The sequence below is a fragment of the Brevibacillus sp. NL20B1 genome (assembly GCF_018195675.1).
Taxonomy (GTDB): Bacteria; Bacillota; Bacilli; order Brevibacillales; family Brevibacillaceae; genus Brevibacillus; species Brevibacillus aydinogluensis.
Genome location: NZ_JAGTPT010000001.1, coordinates 302,910 through 325,943, shown reverse-complemented (window position 1 = coordinate 325,943; position 23,034 = coordinate 302,910). Strand labels below are relative to the sequence as shown.

Below are 23,034 nucleotides of genomic sequence, written 5' to 3'. Positions count from 1 at the left end.
CGAACTCATATTCGCAGTCGAGGTGAAGGATGTTGAAACTTACGTATTCCCCTACTCCTTTGGAATCGTGGGTCTCACAATTCTATCTATCCCTCGGTATTCGAGAGCCTATTGATTTAGTAGAGTCCCAAATCGCAAAAGCCTTAAACATCTTTCTTGTGTATAAGGACGTCCCCTCAATGTCGTACGAATTTGGACGTTTCAGGAGCATCACCATAGACAGAAGGCTTCCTGTCAAAGTTCAACGGGAACATTTTTACCATGAGCTTTGTCATATCCTCCGTCATGCTGGACGACAATTTATGATGCCGAAAGCGTTTCGAGAGCTTCAAGAGTGGGATGCCCGGAATTTCACAAGGTATGCTGCGTTGCCTTTACATATGATTACAGCTATTGATGTTAAGCAGCCGGGAATTATTGAAGTATTATCGGACCGGTTTATGGTGACTCCGGAGTTGTGTGCGGAAAGGTTGAGACGGATCAAAGAAAAAATTTATAATTCAGCTTGAAAAGTATGGTAAATGTTGCTAGAGATTTTTTGACCAATTCCCCCAGCAGGGGAATTAATTTAGGTAACGAAATCGAACATATATTCCCATACTTAATGAAACAAGGTGATAACTATGTTGAACCGATTAGCCGTTTATGCGAGGGTATCGTCAGACGACCAAGCTGAACGCGGTACAATAGAAAACCAGTTAGAGTTCGCACGAAAGTATGCTGACCTCCACCAGCTTGAAATCGTGAAGTGGTACAAGGATGACGGTGTAACTGGTACCATTCCCCTGGATGCTCGACCTGCGGGGCGAGAACTTCTTGAGGACGCTAAGAACGGCCAGATCGATCTCCTCCTCATCTATCGGCTTGACCGATTGGGCAGATCAGCGCGTATCATTTTGAACGCCGTACATGAATTAGAAGGCTACGGTGTAAAAATCCGTTCCATGACCGAACCCTTTGACACTGGAGACCCTTCTGGCCGTTTCCTCCTCACGATCTTGGCCGGTGTTGCTGACCTGGAACGAGAAACGATCCTGGAACGTATGTGGTATGGAGCCAACCGAGCTGCACGTACTGGCAAGTGGCTTGGAGGCATTGTTCCGTATGGTTATCGAGTAAATCGCGAGGGATTTTTGGAGATTAACGAAGATCCACTCCCCCACTCTGACATGAGCGAAGCTGGAGTCGTCCGGTTAATCTTCCACATGATTGCCAACCAGGGACATTCCTGCATCAAGGTTGCTGATTACCTAAACGCGCTAGGTGTTCCGACTTCATATACCAAAGATGACCGGAAAGTAACACGAGGGAAACGGAAGGAGAAAACCTCAGGTATCTGGCGGCCAGCACGAATTCGCAACATCATTATCAATACCACCTACAAAGGGCTGCACCAGTACGGAAAACGAAGCAATAGGAAACGTGAGATTATTGAGCGTGAGGTTCCGGCTATTGTTGATGTGGAAACATGGGAGAAAGCTCAGCAGGTGCTAAAAAATAACCAGATTGAGGCTCTCCGAAATACAAAAAATCGTTACTTGTTGCGTGGACTAATGAAATGTCAATGCTGTGGTTTAACTTATGTGGGCGCTAACTATCGAGGAAGTAAAAGAGCTTTGAGGGGCTATTATGTCTGCACGGGAAAACAGGCATATCGGGGGCCGTTGCAGGGAAAGTGCCCATCCAAGAACATTCCCCAAGACTGGATCGAGGACGTGGTGTGGAAAGATTGCCTCACCTTTATCCATCATCCTGGAGAAACCCTTAAAGAGATTGCGGCAACATTGAAAACCAAACAAGCAGAAAAACACGATCTGGAATCAGAACGTACCATCATCCGGAAAGCAATCGAAGACAAGGACATCGAGCGACAGAGCATTCTCGATCTCTTCCGAAAAAACATCATCACCTTTTCTGACTTGGAAAAACAGATTCAGAAAATCAACCAAGAAAAAGAGCTCCTGGAACAACGTTTGCGTGATATACAAAGTTCATTGCAAGCAGAACAGAATTACGCCATGAAAACAACCAACGCGATTCAATTACTCCACGAATTACGGGACAAGTTGACCGACGAACCTTCGTTTGAGATGAAACGGGAAATTGTCAAAACGCTCGTCCAATCCATCCAGGTCCATACCATCCACGATGAGCATACCAAGCGACCACGCGCATCCGTTACCATCAAGTACTCGTTTTCCAAAGATGTTATTCACACGGACACGGATTCATCGAAGATACAAGAAGAAAGCGGGCCGGGAATGTAAACACCTGTCTCGAACGCCCGATCGTCACCACGCCGGCTTCCAACGGCTGTCTGAGCACCTCCAGGACGTGGCGGGAGAATTCCGGGAGCTCGTCCAGAAACAAAATGCCGCCGTGAGCCAGACTGCACTCGCCGGGCCGCGGAATCTGTCCGCCTCCCCCGATCAGGGCGGCTGCCGTGATCGTATGGTGCGGCGAACGGAACGGCCGCTCGCGGATCAGACCGCTGTTTCGCGTCAACTGACCGGCGATGCTGTAAATCTTGGTCACGTCATACGACTCGTCCATGGTCATGTCCGGCATGATGGAGGGCAAACAGGTGGCGAGCATCGTTTTGCCGGAACCGGGAGGGCCGACGAGCAGCACGTTGTGAAAACCGGCGGCCGCCACTTCCAAGCCTCGTTTGACAAACGTCTGCCCGCAGACATCGCCAAAGTCTGAATGGTTGGCCTGCGAATGCACGGAGCATTTTTGAGGAGCGGGGCGCGATTCGGCCGCGGGCGGCTCCAGTCCCCCCGTCCAGTATCCGATGGCAGCAGCCAGATTGGCGGCGGGAAGCACGCAGATGTCCACCAGGCGCGCTTCCTCGGCGTTTTCCTCCGGCAGGATCACATGGGTAAAGCCCTGTTTTCTGGCTTCCAGCAAGATGGGTAGCACGCCGGAAACCGGGCGCAGCGTTCCGTCCAGCGCCAGTTCGCCAAGCACCAGCACGGCTTCCGGGCGCGGCGGGATTTGTTTGGAAGCCTGCAAAATGCCGATCGCGATGGCCAGGTCAAATCCTGATCCCTCCTTGCGCAGATCGGCAGGTGCCAGATTGACCGTTATCCGCTGCATCGGATAATCAAACCCGCCGTTGCGCAGCGCCGCTCTCACCCGGTCGCGCGCTTCCTTCACAGCGGAGCCGCCCAGCCCGACCAGATCAAACTGGGGCAATCCGTTGGCGATGTCTGTTTCCACCGCCACGAGCATCCCGTCAATACCGTAGACAGTACCGGCAAAACTGCGTGCATACATCTGACATCCCCCCGACTACATCTCCCATTGCTTCAGCTTCACCGTACGAAAAGACAGCATCCCGCTGCAAGAAAATTGGACACTCACACCGGGCTGTGCACACAAAAAAAGCGCCTTCCAGCGTAAGCCGGAAGGCCAAGTGATGGTGCTTGGAGGAGTTTCATCGCGTCGAGTATGCTACATTCTACGCGACTTAACAGGCATCTGCTGTAGACGTATCCCCAGTGCCCTGCCGATTTCGCGCCCGTTTTGCTTCAAAAGGCGTGAGTGATGTGTTCGATCTCCGGCGATTGGTCCGGGCGGCAGCAGATCGCCACAACGTCAAAGCGAAAACGCGGCACCGACTTTTCGTAATGCTGCAGGTACGCGAGGGCCAGTTCACGCAATTTTCGCTGCTTGCGCCATGTAACCGACTCAGCTGCCGTGCCGTAGGCCGTGCTCGTCCGCGTACGCACCTCCACGAATACGAGAACATCTCCATCCCAGGCGATCAGGTCGATTTCCCCCTGCCGTGTGCGCACATTCCGTTCGATAACGCGGTACCCTTTTTGCTGCAAAAACAGTGCAGCGATTTGTTCGCCGCGCTGGCCGAGAGCACGCCGTCTGTGGCTCATCGCCCGCTTCGCCCTCCCTTGTCGAGGCGGTAGACAAACGCGAGCACTTCCGCCACCACCTGGTACAGTTCGGGCGGTATCTGCTGGTTGAGGTCCAATTTGCCCAACACTTCCACCAGCGAGGGGTCTTCCTGAACAGGGATGCCGTGTTCCTTTGCAGTTTTCAGAATGTTGTCCGCTACATAGCCTTTTCCCTTGGCCACGACGACGGGCGCTTCCATCGTTTTGGCCTGGTAGCGGAGCGCCACCGCCTGTTTGCGCTTCACTTTCGCATCGGAGGCGTCGTTCATACGCGAATGTCCACTCCCTTGTAATCGGTCAGAAACCCGGTTCTGCCTCCGGCAACGGCAGCTGCCGCCTGGGGCTTGCTGTCAGGAATGACCTGAACCCGGAGTCCGGACAAGTGGTATCCCATTTCATGAAGTTGGCGGGCAAAGTCCTCTTTCATGTCCTGAGCCAGTGCTTCCACCCACGACGTGTTGTTGAAAAGCTGGATGCTGACAATTCGGTTGACAATAGCCACGTCAAGCATCGTCGTTCCGAGTTGATTTAGTTCCAGATGGAAAAACAGGCGGCAGTTTTCCGGGTCCAGCTCACCTCCTCCGCGCTTCTTGGCTTCAATCTGCACATACGCCGTCTCATCCCCGTGCTGCGTCCGAATGGGAATCTGCATGACCACCTGCGACAGCGTCTGGTTGGAGGGCTGCACCAGCATCAACTGCTGGCCGGTGATGTGCTGAAGCAGTGCGTCCGCGGTGTCGCGAAGCGCGGCGGGTACAGCGTTGGCCGCCTCTTGAGTAAGCTGCAGCAGCATCGCCTTCACGCTGTCCAACTGCCGCTGGGCTGCGGCATCCATTCCGTGAGCCAGCGCACGACCCATCAAATCACGCTCGTGCCCAAGCCCCAGGCGCTGAAACAGCTCCTGAATCGGATGGCCATGCGCCGAAACTGTCTGAGCAGGAGCGGCTGCATTCGTCCCGTTTGTACCACTGCTTGCCGCAGACGGCACAGACGATTGGCTGCTTCCCGCTGCCTGATTGACCAAAGCCGGATGTGCCATTCGCGCTGCCCCGTTGACCGTCGACGCTGCAGCGGTGTTCGGCGCTCCCACACCGTGCGGAGCTGACGTCGCTGCCGAAGCCGTCTGCTCTCCGCTGCGGGGTAACGCTGTATCAGCAGCGGTTCCTTTCGCGGGCAGACCGCTGCCGCTAGCCAGCTGAACACCTTGCTGACGTCCGTTTTGCGCCAGCGCCTCTCCCAGCTTCGCGGTCTCGCCACCCAAAGTGGCAGACCCGGTCAAAGAACCGTCTGAAACAGTCCCCTGCCGAAGAGCTTCCTTTCCGATTGTCGTGCTTGTGCCGGTGATGGCAGTGTTTGCATGGGGGGCTGGCTGAACGGTACTACCCGCAGCAATGGTTGGAAGCGGTGCCTGCCCCTTTCCGTTTGTCCCGGCCGCATTCGCTGTCCCCGCCGAAGGCTGTGCGGTTTCACGCTGGACCATCAGTTCGTCCGCCCCCTGGTGATCGGGCAGCAGCACCGCCAAACCGGCCACCGCCTGTTTTAACTGGCTGACCAGGGTAAGGAGCGGAGCAGCAGCTGACGAGGACGGAGCGAAAGACGCCGCGGCCGATCCATGCTTGCCCGCCTGTCCTCCCGCACGCTCCCCGTGCGTCTGTAAAAATTGCTCTGCCTGCGCTACAAATGCCTGAATCGCCTGACTGATCGGCTGTTTCGACAAAAAGGCACGCAGTCCGGCTACAACATCAGGCGTCAGCGGCAAGCTGCGTTTTACCGCGAGAAGAAAAGCGTCCACAGTCTCCTTGTGCATGCCCAGGCGCTGCGCGACGGCTGTGAACGCCTGCACCGTCTCGCGGGTGACCGGCAGTTTGGCCCGCACCAGCTCCTGCACGATCGCCCGAGTCTCCTTCGTGTCGTTGAGACCCAATGAGCGGATCAGCCCTTCCAGCGATGCGTCCGCTGCTCCTCCGTCCCGTGTCGTTCCCAGCACTTTCAACGTGACCACTCCGGCTGACGGCTGCACCTGCAGCCACGCTCTCTGTCCTGCTTCCAGATTGGCCTCCAGTCTGGCCTGGACCTGCATGCCGCCGATCTGGACCAGCGCCATGTTGTCGGGGTAGGTTCGTTGCACAGTGCCGATAAAGACTTGACCCGGTGTGAGCTCGATCGGTTTGGGCGCGGAGACCTGAGCGCGTTGAACAAGCGACTGTATCATTTGCGAGGGGGAAAACATGGGCAAACTTCCTCCTTTGTTACCCGGACGGGAACGCCTCTCAAGCCCGCTCCTTCACCCCTGTAAACGTGCGCCGGTGAATCGGCGACGGCCCGTACTGCTGAAGGGCAGCCAGATGTTCCGCCGTTCCGTAGCCGGCATTTTTGTCAAAACCGTATTGGGGGTACTGCTCGGCGTATTCCGCCATCAGCCGGTCGCGCGTCACCTTGGCGACGACGGAGGCGGCGGCGATGGACACACTTTTGCTGTCCCCGCCGATGATCGGCAGTTGTTTATAGGGCAGACCGGGTAGCTGTACGGCATCGATCAGGCATACGTCCGGTTTTATCGCCGCATCCTGGATCGCCAAGCGCATTGCTTCACGCGTCGCTTCCAGAATGTTGATCTCGTCAATCCGCTCGGCAGACACGATTCCGATGCCGACTGCCAATGCGTCCCGTCTGATTACGTCAGCAAATCCTTCCCGTACGGATGGGGGCAATTTCTTTGAATCGTTCAGCCCCGGCAGGTAAAAATCAGCCGGCAGGCAGACGGCACAGGCGACGACCGGCCCTGCCAGCGGGCCGCGACCCACTTCGTCAATGCCGAAGAGGTGCACGTGACCTTCCTCCCGCAGGGCTCGCTCCACCTGCGTCATCTCTTCCCACTGTTTCGCCAGTCTGGCCTGCCGGGCCATTTTCTCTTCCAGCTTGCGCGCCAAATCCTGTACGCCTTTTCGGCTGTCCTGACGCAACCATTCTAAAAAATCTTTGCGGGGCTCGTCCATTTTTTCGATAAGCTCCCGTATTTCCTTTATCGACAGTTCCGCGAGATTCATTGACGGCTTTCTCCTTATGTATCCAAAATGTGTCCGTTTGAAAGGAAAAACCCGCCTATCCGCTGTGGATAGACAGGTTTTCCGAGCTCCTTCAGGACAGAGAGGGCGGCTTTCCGATCGGCTCCTCCATTTCCCAATCGGCGGGGCGTTCCAGAGAAACGGGTCCCAGTTTGCCCGAGCGCAGGTCGCGCAGAAACAGCTCGGCCGCCTTGTCGTAGTCAATCTCTCCGCGGGATGCCAGGCACCCCCGCTTTTTCCCGATCTCCCCCAGCATCTCCACCCGGTCGTTCGGGAGCGTTTGCAGTTTGAAGCGCTCCTTCAGCCGCTCCGGGTAGTAGTGCATCATGTAGCTGATGGCGAACAGGGCCACGTCGGTAAAATCGATCAGCTCGTCCTTGATCGCCCCGCTCGCCGCCAGCCGCAGTCCCACCATTTGATCTTCAAACTTGGGCCAGAGGATGCCAGGGGTATCCAACAACTCGAGCGTGTCGCCCATTTTCACCCACTGTTGGGCTTTCGTCACTGCGGGACGGTCTCCGGTCTGCGCCACGGAGCGCTTCGCCAGCCGGTTGATCAGGGACGACTTGCCGACGTTGGGAATGCCGAGGATCATGATCCGTACAGCCCGTGCCTGCATGCCCTTCTCCGCCCGCTTGGCCAGCATTTCTCCCGCCAGTTCCCGGCACATCTCCGGCAGCTTGCCCACGCCTTTTCCGCTCAGGGCGTCAATGGGCAGGGTGCGGATGCCCTGCTCGCGAAAGTAGCTGATCCACTCTTCCGTTACCTTGCTGTCGGCCAGATCGGCCTTGTTGAGCAGGATCAGTCGGGGTTTTCCGCTGATGATCTCGTCAATCATCGGATTGCGGCTGGAAAGCGGGAGACGGGCGTCCAGCAGTTCGATTACCACGTCTATCTGCTTCAGTCTCTCCGTAACTTGTCTGCGGGCCTTTGCCATGTGGCCAGGGAACCACTGAATCGTCATGATGTCTCACCTGCCTCGGGTGTGTGATAAAGGGAGTCGTCAGCGGGCCAGCCGGAACTGGGAGAGCGGCCAGAAAACGAATTCCGCCCGTCCCACGACCTTGTCCAGTTTGATCGGGCCGATCGCCCGGCTGTCATGGCTGTTCAGACGGTTGTCCCCAAGCACGAAAATCTCGCCTTCTCCCACTTGGATCGGTCCAAAGTCATTGGTCAGCGGAACGCCCAGTTTTGCCGCCTCTTCCCGGTTTTTGGCCAGGTACGGCTCGTCCACCGGTTTTCCGTTGACCAGGAGTTGGTCGTTGCGCACCTCCACCGTGTCTCCCGCGACTGCGATAACCCGTTTGATGTAATCGCGGCTTTCTTCCGCGTGAAACACGATGATGTCGCCGCGCTTCGGTTGCGTCAGGTGGTAGATCGCCTTGTTGACCACCAGTTTTTCGTTGTTATGTAACGTCGATTCCATGGATTCGCCTTCGACGATGAACGGGGCGAACAGGAAGGTACGGATGAGAAACGCTAATGCGATGGCTATGCCGAGCGCCTTGATCCATTCCCACGTCTCGTTTTTGGCGCGGCTGGAGGTAACTTCTTCGCTCATGGGTCCGATCCTCCCGCATTTTGCCTTGGCGGACGCCCGATTCAGGGAATGCGTCCGTGTATGCATGGAATAATGGGAAAAAGAGGGCTGGCAAGCAAACCAGACCCCCTTTGTATGCATAACATGCGATTATTTGCGAATTTCCTTGATGCGAGCAGCTTTGCCCACGCGATCGCGCAGATAGTACAGCTTCGCGCGACGAACTTTACCGCGGCGTACAACCTCAATCTTGTCGATCTTCGGCGTGTGCAGCGGGAACGTACGCTCAACACCAACACCGTAAGAAACCTTACGAACGGTGAACGTTTCGCTCACACCCGTGCCGCGACGACGGATCACAACGCCTTCAAACAGCTGAATACGCTCGCGCTGACCCTCGATAACCTTTACGTGAACACGTACCGTGTCACCAGGCCGGAACGCAGGAATGTCCTGTTTCATTTGTTCTTTTTCCAATTCACGGATCACTTGGTTCATCCTCAATTCCCTCCTTCCGCTCAGACGTTCATACCCGTCCTCACAAAACCCAGCATTACGCTGAAATCCGGGTAGCGGACCGCCTTAGTCAGCGGGCAAAATTGCCACAAGAAGTATATTATCACACTGGACATGAATCCACAAGTGCTATTCCGATTCGGAACCCGAATTTTTTTCCTCTTCCTCAAGCTCGGCCAGAAGTGCTTTCCACTCATCGGGCAGCTCGCCCTTTTCCAGCAGATCGGGCCTGCGTTCTCTGGTCCTGCGCAGCGATTCCTTCAGCCGCCAGCGCTCGATATTGGCGTGGTGGCCGGAGAGCAGGATGTCCGGCACCTTCCACCCGCGAAACTCCGCCGGACGGGTGTAGTGCGGATACTCCAGCAAGCCGGTGGTAAACGAATCCTTCTCCGCCGACGACTGATTGCCCAGCGCCCCCGGCTGCAGCCGGACGACGCTGTCGATCACCACCATTGCCGCAAGCTCTCCGCCCGTCAGCACGTAGTCGCCGATCGAAATTTCGTCCGTGACCAGGTATTGCCGGATGCGTTCATCGTAACCTTCATAGTGGCCGCAGATGAATACAAGGTGCTCCTCCCCGGCCAGCTCCTCTGCCATCTTTTGGTCGTACGACCGGCCCTGGGGGCACATCAGGATGACCCGCGGCTTCGCGTCGCCAGCCACGGCCTCCACGGCGCGAAAGATCGGCTCCGGCTTCAGCACCATGCCACCTCCCCCGCCGTAGGGCGTGTCGTCAACGGTGCCGTGCTTGCTTTCGGAGTAATCGCGAAAGTTGATCACCTGAAATTGGACGATCCCCTTCTCCTGCGCTTTCCCCAGGATACTGCTGTTGAGGACGCCGTCAAACATCTCCGGGAAGAGCGTCAAAATGTCGATCTTCACCATCCGTCCCCCTTCACAGCAGGCCTTCCATCAGGTGGCAGACGACCCGCTTGCCGGCGATGTCCACTTCCTTGATACAGTCGTCGATAAACGGCAGCAAAATTTCGCCGCGCTTTCCTTTTACCACCCACACATCATTTGCGCCCGGCTGCAGCACGTCCACGATCCTGCCCAGTTCTTCCCCTTCGTCGGTGAATACCTGGCAGCCGACCAGCTGGTGGATGTAATACTCGTCCTCTTCCAGTTCCAGGAGCGCCTCTTCGGGAATCTTCAGTTCGCCGCCCTTGAACTTTTCCACGTCGTTGATTGACGGATAGCCGTGGAAGCTGATGAGTTCGGTCCCCTTGTGGGAACGGCGGGAGGCCACCGTCAGCTTCAACGGCTCCGCCAGCAACGGATGAAACAGATACAGTTCGCTCCCTTTGCGGAAGCGCACGTCGGGGAAGTCAGTGGTGGAAATCACCTTGACCTCTCCCCGCAGCCCGTGAGTGTTGACCACTTTTCCCACGGTGTAGTAACGCGTTTGGCTCACGCTCCTTCTCCTCCTTTCGTGGGGATGATGTGCGGGCGCATCAACTATTGACGGGCCGATTGACGAATCTCGCAAATCCGTCCGTCTTTTACCATGATTTCCGTTCCAGACATGATTTCATCCCACACATCTCCGACGCGAATCTGGACGGGACTTTGCACAGTCGCATATTCAATCTCGCTGCCCTCCGGCAGGTTCTCCGCCTGCCGGAGCTGAAACTGGAGCTGCTCCAACTTTTCCTTGCGCTGCCGTTCCTCCCGGGCGATCCGCTCCTGCACAAACTCAAGCGCCTCGGGGGATCGCTTGCGGGCGTCCGCGAGCAGTTTTTTGGCCTGAAACTGCCACTGCTCCCACTCTTCCTGCCGCCGCCGGATCTGTTGGCGGTACTGTTCCACCAATGCGGCGCGGGATGCTTCCGTCATGATCACCTTCACCTGAACCGTACGCAAAATGGTAAGCACGTCCGACACTCCTTTCGAAGGCTGCCAGCATCAAAAAAGACTGGGACAGCTCCCAGCCTTTTTCTCAGACAATCTCAACCGTGACCCGCTTATCCGTATTGACGGAGGCGGCGATCACGACGGAGCGCAGCGCCTTGGCAATTCGTCCCTGTCTGCCAATGATCTTCCCCATGTCATCGGGGTGCACCGACAGTTCGTAGACGATTGTGCGCTCTTTTTCCACAGCGTTTACACGAACGTCATCAGGGTGATCGACGAGAGCCTTTGCGATCGTTTCGACCAGTGCTTTCATCATCGGACCTCCGGATGACCGGCTTACTTGCCGAATTTGCTTTCGTGTACTTTCGCCAGAACGCCTGCTTTGGACAGCAGGTTGCGAACCGTGTCAGTCGGAGCTGCACCGTTCAGGATCCATTTCACCGCTTTTTCGGTATCGATGTTCACCACAGCCGGTTGTGCAACCGGGTTGTAGTAACCGATTTCCTCGATGAAACGGCCGTCGCGCGGAGAACGGGAGTCAGCCACTACCACGCGGTAGAACGGGGCTTTCTTGGAACCCATGCGCTTCAGACGGATTTTTACTGCCATGCTGTTTCACCTCCTGTATGAATCAACGCAACGGTCAACTTGTCGCGTTGGCGTCACTATTTATCTGAACCATCGCGTCACCTGCTTAAAGCAGGGCGCGAAGAGATCATACAACATCACTTGAACGGGGGCTTGAAGTTGAACGGGAAGTTCATGCCTCCCGGATTGCCGCCGCCCTTGCCCAGAAACGGAAGGCCAAAGCCTTTTTTCTTCGCCTTCTTTTTCATCTTGTCGGCCACGCCGGTGAACTGTTTCATCATCTTCTTCATTTCTTCGAACTGCTTGATGAACCGGTTCACTTCCTGGATCGACGTGCCGCTTCCGGCCGCAATCCGCTTGCGTCGGCTGGCGTTCAGCAGCTCGGGGTTGGCCCTCTCCGCTTTCGTCATCGACTTGACGATCGCTTCGATGCGGGCAATCTGCTTTTCATCCACCTTGAGCTGGCCCTTCAGCTTGTTCATGCCCGGCAGCATGCCGAGAATGTCTTCGAACGGGCCCAGGTTGCGCAGCTGCTGCATGGATTCGAGAAACATGTCAAAGGTGAACTCCCCTTGACGCATCTGCTTCTCCATTTCCCGCGCCTTTTCCTCGTCAACTGCCGCCTGCGCCTTTTCGATCAGGCTGAGCACGTCGCCCATCCCGAGAATCCGCGATGCCATCCGATCCGGGTGGAAGGGTTCCAGCGCGTCCAGCTTTTCGCCCATCGCCGCAAACTTGATCGGCTTGCCGGTGACGGCCTTGACGGACAATGCTGCACCGCCGCGCGTGTCGCCGTCCAGCTTGGTGAGCACCACGCCAGTCAGTTCGAGCTGGCTGTTGAAGCTTTCTGCCACGTTGACGGCGTCCTGACCGGTCATCGCGTCGACGACGAGCAGAATTTCATCCGGCTTGGCCACGTCGCGAACCTGCTTTAACTCCTCCATCAGCGCTTCGTCGATGTGGAGCCGGCCGGCGGTGTCGATCAGCACGTAGTCGAGATGGTTCTCTTTGGCGTGCTCGATCGCCTGTCTGGCAATCTCCACCGGACTGACCTGGTCGCCGAGGGAGAACACCGGAACGTTCAACTGTTCGCCCAGCACCTGCAGCTGCTTGATCGCCGCCGGACGGTAAATGTCCGCCGCCACCAGGAGCGGTTTGCGGTTCTGCTTTTGCAGATACTTGGCCAGTTTTCCGGTCGTGGTCGTCTTACCGGCACCCTGCAGCCCCGCCATCATCACGACGGTCGGCGGCCGGTTGGCGACGGCCAGCTGGGCGACTTGTCCGCCCATCAGTTCGATCAGCTCTTCGTTGACGATTTTGATGACCATCTGGCCGGGCGTCAGGCTTTTCAGCACCTCTTGCCCGACAGCGCGCTCCTTGACGCGCGCGATAAAGTCTTTGACGACTTTAAAGTTGACGTCGGCTTCCAGCAGGGCCAGACGAACTTCGCGCATCGCTTCATTGACGACGGTTTCGTCAATCTTGCCTCTGCCGCGCAGTTTGTCAAATGCGTTCTGCAGCCGACTGGTCAAGTTTTCAAATGCCATGCGAGCCCTCCTAATCCATCTCCGACAGTTGGTGGAGCAAAGCTTGCAGTTCCTCTCTTGCCTCGCCGTCCGCGAGCTCTTCCACAATCCGCCGGATGCGTTCCAGAAGAGCCTGGCGCTGTTCGTGCTTGGCGGCCAACAGCAGTTTTTCCTCGTACTCAAACAACTGCCGCTCCGCCCGCTTGATGTGATCGTACACCGCCTGTCTGCTCACTTCGTGCATCTCGGCGATTTCTCCCAGCGACAAATCATCCAGATAGTACAGCTCCAGATATTCACGCTGCTTGCCTTTCAAGAGCGGCGCGTAAAAGTCGAACAAGAGATTTACCTGATTGGTCTTCTCCAGCATGAAACCAATCCTTTGCTGAGAGGTACTCGATTATGTCCTGTAAAGTGATTCTCCTTTACAGCACGATAACTATACTACCCAATTCTCCATGCACTGTCAAGGTTTTTTATTGACACAGATTACGGACGAATGTTCACAATCATCGCCTCCGGACCGGTTGGGGAAAAACTGCCCCCTTTCGGTTCGATGCTGACGGCGATGTTCGTGACCCGGCGGATATCGCCGTCGTGGACATACAGGTGTGCCATCCGTCCCTTCCATTGTAACACACCTGCGTTTGCCCTGCTGTCTCCGATGATAAACCAGACCTGATAATCCTTCTCTTCCAGCGGGTCCAGTCCTTCCGCCAGGATCAGCAGTTCGTTGGACATGTCGTTGATCCAGACATATCCCCTGACGTTGGTCCGCATCACGGGCACCGCCTGATGCAGCACTGTTTTCGGGTCGTTGACGATCCGGTTTTGCGTAAGGAACAGGGAGGTGGCAGGTTCACTGATAAAAACCGGTGACGGCTCTGCCCGCTCCATCTCGTCTCCTCGCAGCGGGACGAAAGCCATGGCCGCCAGCAGAACGCAGGCCGCCGCTGAGGACAGGGCCGCTGCACGCCGGCGCGGCAGCCTGTTGTTCATGTCGATGGAGCGAAGCAGCCGCGTTTTCAGCCGGGGCGAGGGTTTCGTTTCCTGCGCTGGCTGAAGGCGTTCAGCGGGTGCTCCGACTTCACCGCTACTGTCCAGAATTACCGCCCACTCGCGATGCAGTGCGGCACAGCGGGAACAGTGTTGCAGATGCCGCGCCAGTTCCTCGCTGCGCTCAGCGGAGTGTTTGCCGAGCACCAGGTCGATCACGTCTTCCTCGTACACGCCGCAATGCTTGTCAGCCACGCTTATCGCCTCCCTTGCCGCTTCCGTGCCATCCCGTCTCCGCCAACTGCTTTCGCAGGTTGTGCAAGCCGTAGCGTATCAGCGACTTGATCGTTCCAATCGGCCGGGCCATGATTTCAGCCAGCTCCCGATGGGTTTTCGCCTGAAAATAGGCCCCGTAAACCGCCTGCCGCTGCGCTTCGGGAATGCGGTTCAGCACGTTTCGCACCGTTTCTCGTTCCAGCTTTGCCAAGACCGATTCTTCCACCGAGTCATCCTGCAGCTGGTGGGTGGCCGCCGTCTGTTCCCGCTGCTGGCTGGCCTGAATCCTGCGCAGGCGGTCCATGCAGCGCGACCTGGTTTTTACCGCGAGCCACGCCTCGACACTGCCCCGCTGCCGGTCGTACTGCGCCGCTGTCCGGTAGGCTTCGAGAAAAATGTCGTGACACAAGTCCTCCGCCTCCATGGGATCGTGCAGCATCCGCAAAGCGATGCGGTAGACGAAAGCGGCGTACCGTTCGTAAAAGGCTTCCAACGCCGCCCGTGAGCCGCGTCCCATTTCCATGAGCAGGCGCTCCCCTTCCAGGTGTTGTTTCGACACGCCCTTCCTCCCCCTTAGCCGATGCCTCTTTCCCAATTTTCTTGTAACAAAAAAGGCGCCCATGCGCAATTGGGTGCAGCAGCGATTGCCCTGACCGGGCCCAGCCGAAAGCAAAAATTTTGCCAGCCGACAAATCCGCGTGCACATGTTTCCGCGTATACGGGGTGAAAGCAACTATCGACGGTAAAAGGGGGAATTGTCATCATGAAATGCAAGTGGAACCGGCAGTGGGCGCTGGCACTGGCACTTGCCCTCGGCCTCGCCGCCGCTGCCTCTGCCCGGGCCGACGCCGCAGGATCGTTGAGCCTGTACACGCCGTATCCTGCCATCACGGTGACGCCGGGTGAGTCAATCCAGTACAGCATCGATGTGATCAACAACGGAAGCGCCATCGAAAGCGCGGAGCTTGAGGTGGAACACCTGCCGGCCAAGTGGGAAGCGGAAATCACCGCCGACGGGTGGAGCGTACAGACGATCTCCGTCAAGCCCAATGATTCCCGCTCCGTCACCCTGCAGGTGGACGTCCCGCTCGACGTGAACAAGGGGACCTATCGCTTCGAGCTGAGCGCCAAAGGGAAAGCGGTCCTGCCGCTCACCGTCAACGTCTCGCAGCAGGGCTCGTTCAAGACGGAACTGATAAGCGAGCAGCCAAACATGGAGGGACCCGCCGACTCGCAATTTCAATACAGCGCCACCCTGCGCAACCGGACTGCGCAAAAGCAGCTCTACTCCCTGACCGCGCAAGCACCGGAAGGATGGGACGTGCAGTTTAAGGCGGACGGAAAAGCAGTCACGTCCGTGCAGGTGGACGCGAACGGCTCAAAGGACATCGTCGTCGAAATCCGTCCGCCGAAAAAAGTGAAATCGGGATCGTACAAATTTCCGGTGAAGGCGGCCACCTCCTCCACTTTTGCCCAGATGGAGCTGGAAGCAGTGATTACCGGCACATATGGCCTGGAGGTCGGCACTCCGACCGGCTTGCTGAGCACAGACGTGACCGCCGGCGGCACGCGGACGCTCCAGCTGCAGGTGAGCAACACCGGGACGGCCGATCTGCGCAACGTGGAACTCTCCGCGAGCACGCCCGTCAACTGGGAGGTGACCTTTGAACCGAAGCGAATCGACAAACTGGCAGCGGGACAAAAGGCGGACGTGACCGCCACGATCAAGGCAGACAGCAAGGCAATCGCCGGTGACTACGTCGTCGATGTCAGCGCCACCGCGCCGGAGGCCGCTGCGGATGCGGAGTTTCGCGTCGCTGTCGAAACCTCGGTGCTGTGGGGATGGTTGGGCGTTTTGGTCATTCTCGCCGTCGCGGGTGGTGTCGTCTACCTGTTCCGCACCTACGGGAGGCGGTAACACATGACGGAAGACGTCATTACGCTGTCTGCCCTGACGAAAGAGTACGGCAGTTTCAAAGCGGTGGACAACTTGACCCTGACCATCCGCCGCGGCGAAATCTTCGGCCTGCTGGGGCCAAACGGCGCGGGAAAATCGACGACGATCCTGATGATGCTGGGATTGACGGAACCCACGTCGGGCATCGTCCGGGTGGCCGGCCACGACCCGACGCGCGATCCGCTGGCCGTCAAGCGAAAAGTGGGGTACCTGCCGGACGACGTGGGCTTCTACGACGACATGAGCGGGCTGGAAAACCTGCTCTTCACGGCGCGGCTGAACGGCATACCCGATGAGACGGGAAGAGAACGGGCGCTCCGGCTGCTGGAGCGCGTCGGCTTGAGCGAACACGGCCACAAACGGGCGGGAACGTTTTCCCGGGGGATGCGGCAGCGGCTGGGGCTGGCCGACGTCTTGATGAAACAGCCCGAAGTGATCATCCTCGACGAGCCGACGCTGGGGCTTGACCCGGAGGGCGTCCGCGACTTTCTCCAGTTGATCCAGCGGCTGAGCAGAGACGAGGGAATTACCGTCCTGCTCTCCTCCCACCATCTGCACCAGGTGCAGCAAATCTGCGACCGCGTCGGGCTGTTCGTGGCGGGCAGACTGCTGGCGGAAGGCACCCTGGCCCAGCTGTCAGCCCAACTGTTTGCCGATGAGCCGATCTTGATCGAAGTCGATGTGCGGCCGGTCAGCGACGAACTGGTCGATCGGTTGGTCAGTCTGGAACCGGTGAGCCGCGTCGAACGCAGGGATGACGGGAGTCTGCTCCTCTCCTGCCGGACCGACGCTGCTCCCGAGATCGCCCGGCTGGCTGTCCAATCCGGAGCTTCTCTGCACCGCCTGAACACAAAAGCGTACGGGCTGGACGAGATCTATCACCGCTATTTTGAAGGGGGGGATGTCCGTGTTTGACCGGTTTGTTCGTCCCCGCGCGGAATCTCTCCACCCGTTTTGGGTGATGGTGCAAAAGGAAATGGCCGACCACCTGCGCAGCTGGCGTTTTGTTATCCTGGTGTCGATCCTGGTCCTGACCTGCATCGGATCGCTGTACACCGCCCTGTCGACGATCCGGGAGGCGGTGCCCAAACAGGACGGCGGATCATCCTTTCTGTTCTTGAAGCTGTTTACGATCTCAGACGGCACGCTGCCGCCGTTTATTACCTTTGTCAGCTTTCTCGGCCCGCTGCTGGGGATCGGGATGGGCTTTGACGCGATCAGTTCGGAGCGAAACAAGGGCACGCTGAGCCGGCTGTTGTCCCAACCGCTGCACCGTGACACCGTCATCAACGCCAAATTTGTCGCAGCGCTCATCGTCATCACCGTCCTGCTGTTTGCTCTGGGATTCCTCGTCATGGGGCTGGGACTGATCGCCATCGGCATTCCGCCTACACCGGAGGAATTGGCCCGCATGGTCTTTTTCCTGGCGCTGAGCGTGCTGTACGTGGCCTTTTGGCTGAGCGTGAGCATCCTGTTTTCCACCCGCTTTCGCCAGGCGGCCACGTCCGCGCTGGCCGGCATTGCCGTCTGGCTGTTCTTCAGCGTCTTTTTTCCGCTGCTGGTCAACCTGACGGCCAGTGCCACGGCACCGGCTGTGCAGACGCCGGAGAACGTGCTGTCCCATCAGCAGTTCATTTTATACCTCTCCCGCTTGTCGCCGAGCCAGTTGTTCAGCGAGGCCACCACGACGATGCTGACGCCATCCGTCCGCAGCCTGGGGCCGCTGACGATGGAACAGATATACGGCGCGATTCCCAGTCCGCTGCCGTTTGGGCAAAGCCTGCTGCTGGTCTGGCCGCAGGTGACGGGACTGCTTGCGGCTGCCGCCGTGTGTTTTGCCGCGTCCTACGTGTTGTTCATGCGGCAGGAGATTCGCAGCCGCAATTGACAGATAAGAAGCCCTTGCTGCTCCCGACGGGCCATGCAAGGGCTTCGTCATTTTTTCATCTTCAGCAATCCCAGACTTTCCAGCTGCAAATGCACGTCCACGTGGACTCGCATGGTGGGCCACGCTGCTTTCCATGTTTCCTCTGTGTACGGCTGAGAAAAGGGGCCCAGGGTGCGTTCTCCGATCCGCAGCGGGTCAATCCTCAACTGCTGCAGCTTTTTTACAAGAAGGGCGGCCTTCTGTTCCAGAACCGCTTCCAACTCCCTCGTCAACTGCTGCGCTGCTTCCGGTTGGTTCAGGTCCCGCTCGCCCTGGTATTCTTCCACCCTTCCGGTTCCTTCGATGTAAATCTTCACATCGCCTGTAGGTTGTACCGTCACCTTTGTTTCCGTGTGCAGCGACCCCAGCGTAACTCTTTGTTCCGGCAGGGACAGCAACTTTTGAAATCGCGTCGGTCGGTTGAGAATTTGGAACAGGGGATCGTCAAGTGTCGTGATTTCGCCCACCATTTTGCCGTCGTGAAACAGCGCCGTTCCTTTATAGATCAAATCGGTTCCGTTCGTGGTGAACAGCGGTATCTTCGGATCTGCATAAGGGGAAAAATACGCTTCCATAAAACGGTGCAGATTGGTCACCGTGATTTCCCCCTGCTGCTCATAGTGAGCCAGCATCTTGTACAGATAAAATTCGATCATTTCCTGCTGTTTTACTACCTGCTTGTTCAAGTACGCGAGAAAATCTCCTTCCACGACGATCAGATACAGGCGGTCGGAGATTTCGGGATCAATCATCATGGTGTTGACAATGGGCAGGATGTCTTCCCGGGCGAGACTTTTGGAAATAAAGAGCATGCGCAGCTGCCCGCTTTTCATCTCGCGGTAGTACTTCTGGTTCAGTTGGATTCGTCCTTCCTTCATCAGCCTGACGTTTGCCGTGATCACCCGTTTCTTTTCCTCGACCAGAGGCGGGATCAAGGTTGCCTGCTCCAGGTGTTTGTCCGCTCCCCGGCCGACATACAGCAGGATTGTCGGCGAGATTTCCTCAATGATGTTGTTTTTCACCGACCATGAGCCGCAGCCGGACAGCATCAGCAGCATCGTGACGAATATCAGGCTGTTACTGCGCTTTTTCACTTTTTCGCCTCCTTGATTGCACGGCATGCAGCACAAGAAACAGGGCGGGAGTCAATGCAAAGGATGCACCGCCGACAACCATCTGCAGTTGTTCCCACATGCGTCTTTGGGTTTCCGATGTCCACAGCCAGTGATCGACAATCAGCAGATACCCCACCACCGCCAATGACACCATGAAAAACCCTCTTGCATGCGGCGGCTTGTGGATTTGCTTCAGCAGAATGCGAAGGGCTCCGTATACGTAAAGCATCAGCAGCGCGATCACCAGGACAATGGGGGCCATGTATGCAGGCACCACGATCATATCAACGCGTTCAAAAAAAGGAAGTTGGATGTAACGCACCAGTTGAACCAGCGCAATATCAATGGATTTCAGATAGGAAGAACCGAAAAACAGCAGCGAAACGAAAAAGAAATACACGTATTCGAAGAGTGACGCAACGTTCCCTGTCAGGATGTATTTGGTCAGCCGCTTCCCCCCCGTCCACGGCCCCAACACAACGAAATATTCCGGCCCGGCTAACGCCGCCCATACGAACAGCAGAGATTCGAACCAGTGGGAGGGCCACTGCAGCGGGATGATCGGATACAGATGGGTATAGTTCGCTTCCTGGGGCAACAAATAATACCCGTACAGGACGAGAATCCAGGCGGACATCAGAAAGGCGATCACGCCAAAACGAAGCACCGTCAACATCCCGTGTTTCGCCAAATAATATCCGGCGAACATCATCAAGACGACGAATGTCCCGGTATTGACGGAGGGAAACAGGATCTGGTGCACGATGCTTACATACCCTATCACGACAATTATCAATTTCAACAGCATGATGACCAGGCAGGGGACCATCAACAAGCGCATCCACACGCTCCCCATAAACGGCTGCCATCCTTCCGTTTCATGCTGCTGGTAACTGACTTCCAGGCCCTTTCCGATTACCCACATGTTGAGAAGAGCCAAACATCCTGCAAGCAAAATGATCCAGACCATATACGGTTGAACCAGCACGTTCGGCAGGATCAGCATGAAGTAGCCGACTTGCATCCTGTTCACCAAAACAGCCCACATCCATGGCTGAAGCGGCTTGTCATGGTCAAACAACGAACTGCTCTTCATCGGATCTCCTTTTTCATTCTCGATTTCGCCACCGGTCGCAGGTGCTCAGGCCGCTGTTTCATCAACTTCAACGGCAGCCGAACGATCGTATCCTTCCAATCTCGCCAATACATTGGGGTAAGGGGAGCAAAATACGGCTGCTTCAAGGACGTGAGCCCGGTTAAATGGATAAGCACCAACACCATTCCGAAAATGATTCCCCACATCCCCAGCCAGGCGGCAAGGATCAGCAGGGCGAACTGGATCAATTTGCTGGAATTCGTCATCAGGTAATTCGGCACCAGAAACGACGCGATGGCGGAGACGGCAATGTGGATGATCAAAATATTGCTCGCGACATTCGCTTCGACGGCAGCCTGACCGACGACAATTCCCCCGACAATCCCGAGCGTCTGGCCGGACTTGGTGGGCATCCGCAAGCTGGCCTCCTTCAGAATCTCGAGGGTGAGCAGCATGAACATGGCCTCCCAAATCGGAGTAAAGGGAATCTCGCTCCTCGACTCCATAAGCAGGTACAGCAATTCCAGCGGCATCGAATAGTAATGGTGCGTGGTCAGCGCCACATACACCGGTGTCAGGACGATGGCAAACAAAAAGGCAAAGAAACGAAGGGACCGCAAGAAGCTGCTGACCATCCAGCGGTGGATGTAATCTTCGGGAGACTGAAACAGATCAAAAAACGTAACGGGGGCAATCAGCGCGAACGGCGTATTGGCGACCAGCCAGACAATTTTTCCGCTGGCCAGTGCGGCGGCTACCGCGTCCGGTCTGTCCGTCTGCTGAAACTGCGGAAAAACGCTGCCCATGTGATCCTCCAAAAACGCACTGACATGCGACGAATCAAAAAATACATCGAAATCAATGTTGGATGTCTTTTCAAATGCGAGCCGGATGTTTTCCGGATTGGCAATTCCCTCGATGTATAGCAGCGCGACGTTTGTTTTGCTCAACGTTCCCAGGGTAAACAAACAGTACTTCAGTTCCGGCACGGGCAAACGCCTGCGGATCATGGTCAGATTGTGATCCAACTGCTCGCTCAGGCTGTCCTTTGGTCCGTAGACGATGGCTTCCTGCTCCGAGCTTTCAATGGAACGGCTGATGGTGCTGGGAATATGCACGGCAAATACCCGTCCTTCGCCAAACACGATAACGGCGCCCTGCAGGGCTTGTTCAATCGCCTTTTCCAGATTGGGAACCGGCTTGACCTGATCGGAAATGATGGCGCGGCTAGCGCAGTTGTAATCCCCGTGTACCAACGGGAGCAGAATCCCCTCTCGCAACTGGTCCGCATCGATCAGGGAGCGAATATAAAACAGCGTGACTGTCTGGGCATTTACCTGCAAATCTTTCACACAGGCATCATGAACGTGACAGAACCGTTTCTGCAGCTCTTCAACCGTCAGGGACGAATCGGTCGGGGGCTGTTCGTCCCCGTGTGCAGGTTCGTCTTTGGCATGAAACGCCGAAAACATGGCAGGGAACAGCCTTCGAAGAATGTTCATGTGACACACCGCCTTTTCGTGCACCCTAAATAGGGAGTATTTCCTACGAGGGTGACAGGCATACAAACGGATGGGGGCACTTCCGGTTCATCCCATACGAAAAAAACCTGTATCGCCGTGAAAGCAATACAGGTTTCCTTTCCCTATCTGCACCTTGTTACTGCTGCTCTTCCGCCGCAGTCTCCTGCGCGATCAACCCGGCAAACAGCGCGTGCACAAACTGCTCAGGGTCAAACGGCTGCAGGTCGTCCACCTTTTCCCCGAGGCCGACGTATTTGACGGGGATGTTCAGCTCGTTGCGGATGGCGATGACAATCCCGCCTTTGGCCGTCCCGTCCAGCTTGGTCAACACAATGCCCGTCACACCGGCCGCCTGGCCGAACGTCTTGGCCTGGGAGAGCGCGTTTTGCCCCGTCGTCGCGTCCAGCACGAGCAGCACTTCATGCGGAGCGCCCGGCAGTTCCCGCTGCACGACGCGGTGCACCTTGCTCAGCTCTTCCATCAGGTTCACCTTGTTTTGCAGGCGTCCCGCGGTATCGCACAAAAGCACGTCCACGCCGCGCGATTTGGCCGCCTGTACGGCGTCGTAGATGACCGCTGCGGGGTCTGCTCCCTGCTGGTGCTTGATCACATCCACGCCGACGCGTTCGCCCCACACCTCGAGTTGTTCGATCGCAGCCGCCCGGAACGTGTCCCCTGCCGCCAGCAGCACCTTTTTCCCCTGCTGTTTGAACATGTGCGCCATCTTGCCGATCGTGGTCGTCTTGCCCACGCCGTTGACGCCGACGAACAGAATGACGTTCAGCCGCCCGTCCTGCACGTTCAGGCCGGCATCCTGGCCCTGGTCGTTTTTCAGCAGGGCGACCAGCTTTTCCGACAGAATCGGCTGCAGATCCATGGCGTTCTCGATTTTTTGCTTGCGCACTTCGTCGCGCAGTTCGTCAATCAGCTCCATCACGGTGTTGACGCCGACATCGGCCGTGATCAGGATCTCTTCCAGCTCGTCAAAGAAATCGTCGTCGATTTTCTTGTACCGGCGAACCAGGTCTTCCACCTTTTCCACCAGCAGGTCCCTGGTTTTGGCCAGGCCTTCGGTAAATTTTTGCGTAACTGCCTCCGACTTTTGCACGATGGCGTCACGCAGGCGTTTGAAAAAACTCAT

At 56.8% G+C, this 23,034-nt stretch carries 25 protein-coding genes and 1 pseudogene; 5 read left to right on the top strand and 21 right to left on the bottom strand.

Annotation, left to right across the window (positions count from 1 at the left end):
• Nucleotides 1–29: 29 nt before the first annotated feature.
• On the top strand, nucleotides 30–509 hold the full coding sequence (locus KDN35_RS01700) for an ImmA/IrrE family metallo-endopeptidase (RefSeq protein WP_311837249.1): 480 nt from the start codon (nucleotides 30–32) through the stop codon (nucleotides 507–509).
• A 114-nt stretch (nucleotides 510–623) separates the two neighbouring features.
• Nucleotides 624–2,267, top strand: a complete 1,644-nt coding sequence (locus KDN35_RS01695; protein WP_249178841.1) for a recombinase family protein — start codon at nucleotides 624–626, stop codon at nucleotides 2,265–2,267.
• Here the strand turns inward: KDN35_RS01695 and KDN35_RS01690 are convergent.
• The 17 genes and pseudogenes from KDN35_RS01690 to KDN35_RS01610 form a co-directional block, all read right to left on the bottom strand.
• A pseudogene (locus KDN35_RS01690) lies at nucleotides 2,215–3,279 on the bottom strand (YifB family Mg chelatase-like AAA ATPase); the annotation flags it as partial. The gene KDN35_RS01695 and the pseudogene KDN35_RS01690 overlap by 53 nt on opposite strands.
• A gap of 254 nt (nucleotides 3,280–3,533) precedes the next feature.
• Entirely contained in the window at nucleotides 3,534–3,893 is a 360-nt protein-coding gene (locus tag KDN35_RS01685; RefSeq protein WP_212131920.1) for a YraN family protein, read from the bottom strand.
• Nucleotides 3,890–4,183: an EscU/YscU/HrcU family type III secretion system export apparatus switch protein gene (locus tag KDN35_RS01680; protein WP_171566968.1), complete on the bottom strand. Its 294-nt coding sequence runs from the start codon at nucleotides 4,181–4,183 to the stop codon at nucleotides 3,890–3,892. Before KDN35_RS01680 ends, KDN35_RS01685 begins: the two co-directional genes overlap by 4 nt.
• Nucleotides 4,180–6,126 carry a hypothetical protein gene (locus KDN35_RS01675; RefSeq protein ID WP_249178840.1) on the bottom strand — a complete coding sequence of 649 codons (1,947 nt, stop codon included), beginning with the start codon at nucleotides 6,124–6,126 and terminating at the stop codon, nucleotides 4,180–4,182. The genes KDN35_RS01680 and KDN35_RS01675 overlap by 4 nt, the downstream gene beginning before the upstream one ends.
• Before the next feature lie 58 nt (nucleotides 6,127–6,184).
• Nucleotides 6,185–6,961, bottom strand: coding sequence for a ribonuclease HII (locus KDN35_RS01670; protein WP_171566966.1), 777 nt, complete (start codon nucleotides 6,959–6,961; stop codon nucleotides 6,185–6,187).
• Nucleotides 6,962–7,052: 91 nt separating this feature from the next.
• Nucleotides 7,053–7,943 (bottom strand): ribosome biogenesis GTPase YlqF, encoded by an 891-nt coding sequence (ylqF, locus tag KDN35_RS01665; RefSeq protein ID WP_212131918.1) that lies wholly within the window; start codon nucleotides 7,941–7,943, stop codon nucleotides 7,053–7,055.
• A gap of 39 nt (nucleotides 7,944–7,982) precedes the next feature.
• Nucleotides 7,983–8,540, bottom strand: coding sequence for a signal peptidase I (gene lepB, locus KDN35_RS01660; RefSeq protein ID WP_171566964.1), 558 nt, complete (start codon nucleotides 8,538–8,540; stop codon nucleotides 7,983–7,985).
• Nucleotides 8,541–8,669: 129 nt separating this feature from the next.
• On the bottom strand, nucleotides 8,670–9,017 hold the full coding sequence (gene rplS, locus KDN35_RS01655) for a 50S ribosomal protein L19 (RefSeq protein WP_029100188.1): 348 nt from the start codon (nucleotides 9,015–9,017) through the stop codon (nucleotides 8,670–8,672).
• Between the two features lie 147 nt (nucleotides 9,018–9,164).
• A complete protein-coding gene (gene trmD / locus KDN35_RS01650; RefSeq protein ID WP_212131917.1) occupies nucleotides 9,165–9,917 on the bottom strand; it encodes a tRNA (guanosine(37)-N1)-methyltransferase TrmD in 753 nt (250 codons plus the stop codon).
• Between the two features lie 13 nt (nucleotides 9,918–9,930).
• On the bottom strand, nucleotides 9,931–10,449 hold the full coding sequence (gene rimM / locus KDN35_RS01645) for a ribosome maturation factor RimM (protein ID WP_212131916.1): 519 nt from the start codon (nucleotides 10,447–10,449) through the stop codon (nucleotides 9,931–9,933).
• 44 nt (nucleotides 10,450–10,493) lie between these two features.
• On the bottom strand, nucleotides 10,494–10,910 hold the full coding sequence (locus KDN35_RS01640) for a YlqD family protein (RefSeq protein ID WP_171566961.1): 417 nt from the start codon (nucleotides 10,908–10,910) through the stop codon (nucleotides 10,494–10,496).
• 64 nt (nucleotides 10,911–10,974) lie between these two features.
• The gene (locus tag KDN35_RS01635; protein WP_171566960.1) at nucleotides 10,975–11,202 is read right to left on the bottom strand and encodes a KH domain-containing protein; all 228 of its coding nucleotides are present in this window, start codon (nucleotides 11,200–11,202) and stop codon (nucleotides 10,975–10,977) included.
• A 23-nt stretch (nucleotides 11,203–11,225) separates the two neighbouring features.
• Nucleotides 11,226–11,498, bottom strand: a complete 273-nt coding sequence (gene rpsP / locus KDN35_RS01630; protein WP_171566959.1) for a 30S ribosomal protein S16 — start codon at nucleotides 11,496–11,498, stop codon at nucleotides 11,226–11,228.
• A 116-nt stretch (nucleotides 11,499–11,614) separates the two neighbouring features.
• Nucleotides 11,615–13,024 (bottom strand): signal recognition particle protein, encoded by a 1,410-nt coding sequence (ffh, locus tag KDN35_RS01625; RefSeq protein ID WP_171566958.1) that lies wholly within the window; start codon nucleotides 13,022–13,024, stop codon nucleotides 11,615–11,617.
• Between the two features lie 10 nt (nucleotides 13,025–13,034).
• On the bottom strand, nucleotides 13,035–13,373 hold the full coding sequence (locus KDN35_RS01620) for a putative DNA-binding protein (RefSeq protein ID WP_171566957.1): 339 nt from the start codon (nucleotides 13,371–13,373) through the stop codon (nucleotides 13,035–13,037).
• A 119-nt stretch (nucleotides 13,374–13,492) separates the two neighbouring features.
• Nucleotides 13,493–14,254 carry an anti-sigma factor gene (locus tag KDN35_RS01615; RefSeq protein WP_212131915.1) on the bottom strand — a complete coding sequence of 254 codons (762 nt, stop codon included), beginning with the start codon at nucleotides 14,252–14,254 and terminating at the stop codon, nucleotides 13,493–13,495.
• Complete coding sequence (locus KDN35_RS01610; protein ID WP_304415335.1) at nucleotides 14,247–14,834, bottom strand: sigma-70 family RNA polymerase sigma factor; 588 nt, start codon at nucleotides 14,832–14,834, stop codon at nucleotides 14,247–14,249. Before KDN35_RS01610 ends, KDN35_RS01615 begins: the two co-directional genes overlap by 8 nt.
• Nucleotides 14,835–15,038: 204 nt before the next feature.
• Between KDN35_RS01610 and KDN35_RS01605 the strand changes: the two genes are divergently transcribed.
• The 3 genes from KDN35_RS01605 to KDN35_RS01595 are packed head-to-tail and all read left to right on the top strand — an operon-like array spanning nucleotide 15,039 to nucleotide 18,120.
• Nucleotides 15,039–16,193 (top strand): COG1470 family protein, encoded by a 1,155-nt coding sequence (locus KDN35_RS01605; protein WP_212131914.1) that lies wholly within the window; start codon nucleotides 15,039–15,041, stop codon nucleotides 16,191–16,193.
• 3 nt (nucleotides 16,194–16,196) lie between these two features.
• The gene (locus KDN35_RS01600; RefSeq protein ID WP_212131913.1) at nucleotides 16,197–17,147 is read left to right on the top strand and encodes an ABC transporter ATP-binding protein; all 951 of its coding nucleotides are present in this window, start codon (nucleotides 16,197–16,199) and stop codon (nucleotides 17,145–17,147) included.
• Nucleotides 17,134–18,120 carry an ABC transporter permease gene (locus tag KDN35_RS01595; protein ID WP_171566953.1) on the top strand — a complete coding sequence of 329 codons (987 nt, stop codon included), beginning with the start codon at nucleotides 17,134–17,136 and terminating at the stop codon, nucleotides 18,118–18,120. Before KDN35_RS01600 ends, KDN35_RS01595 begins: the two co-directional genes overlap by 14 nt.
• A 47-nt stretch (nucleotides 18,121–18,167) precedes the next feature.
• On the opposite strand, the gene KDN35_RS20165 is transcribed toward KDN35_RS01595, so the two are convergent.
• From KDN35_RS20165 to ftsY, 4 genes are all read right to left on the bottom strand, one after another.
• Nucleotides 18,168–19,253, bottom strand: coding sequence for a Ger(x)C family spore germination protein (locus KDN35_RS20165; protein ID WP_212131912.1), 1,086 nt, complete (start codon nucleotides 19,251–19,253; stop codon nucleotides 18,168–18,170).
• Nucleotides 19,237–20,370 carry a GerAB/ArcD/ProY family transporter gene (locus KDN35_RS01585; protein WP_171566951.1) on the bottom strand — a complete coding sequence of 378 codons (1,134 nt, stop codon included), beginning with the start codon at nucleotides 20,368–20,370 and terminating at the stop codon, nucleotides 19,237–19,239. The genes KDN35_RS20165 and KDN35_RS01585 overlap by 17 nt, the downstream gene beginning before the upstream one ends.
• Nucleotides 20,367–21,872: a spore germination protein gene (locus KDN35_RS01580; protein ID WP_249178838.1), complete on the bottom strand. Its 1,506-nt coding sequence runs from the start codon at nucleotides 21,870–21,872 to the stop codon at nucleotides 20,367–20,369. Before KDN35_RS01580 ends, KDN35_RS01585 begins: the two co-directional genes overlap by 4 nt.
• A 157-nt stretch (nucleotides 21,873–22,029) precedes the next feature.
• Nucleotides 22,030–23,034 carry a signal recognition particle-docking protein FtsY gene (gene ftsY / locus KDN35_RS01575; protein WP_171566950.1) on the bottom strand — a complete coding sequence of 335 codons (1,005 nt, stop codon included), beginning with the start codon at nucleotides 23,032–23,034 and terminating at the stop codon, nucleotides 22,030–22,032.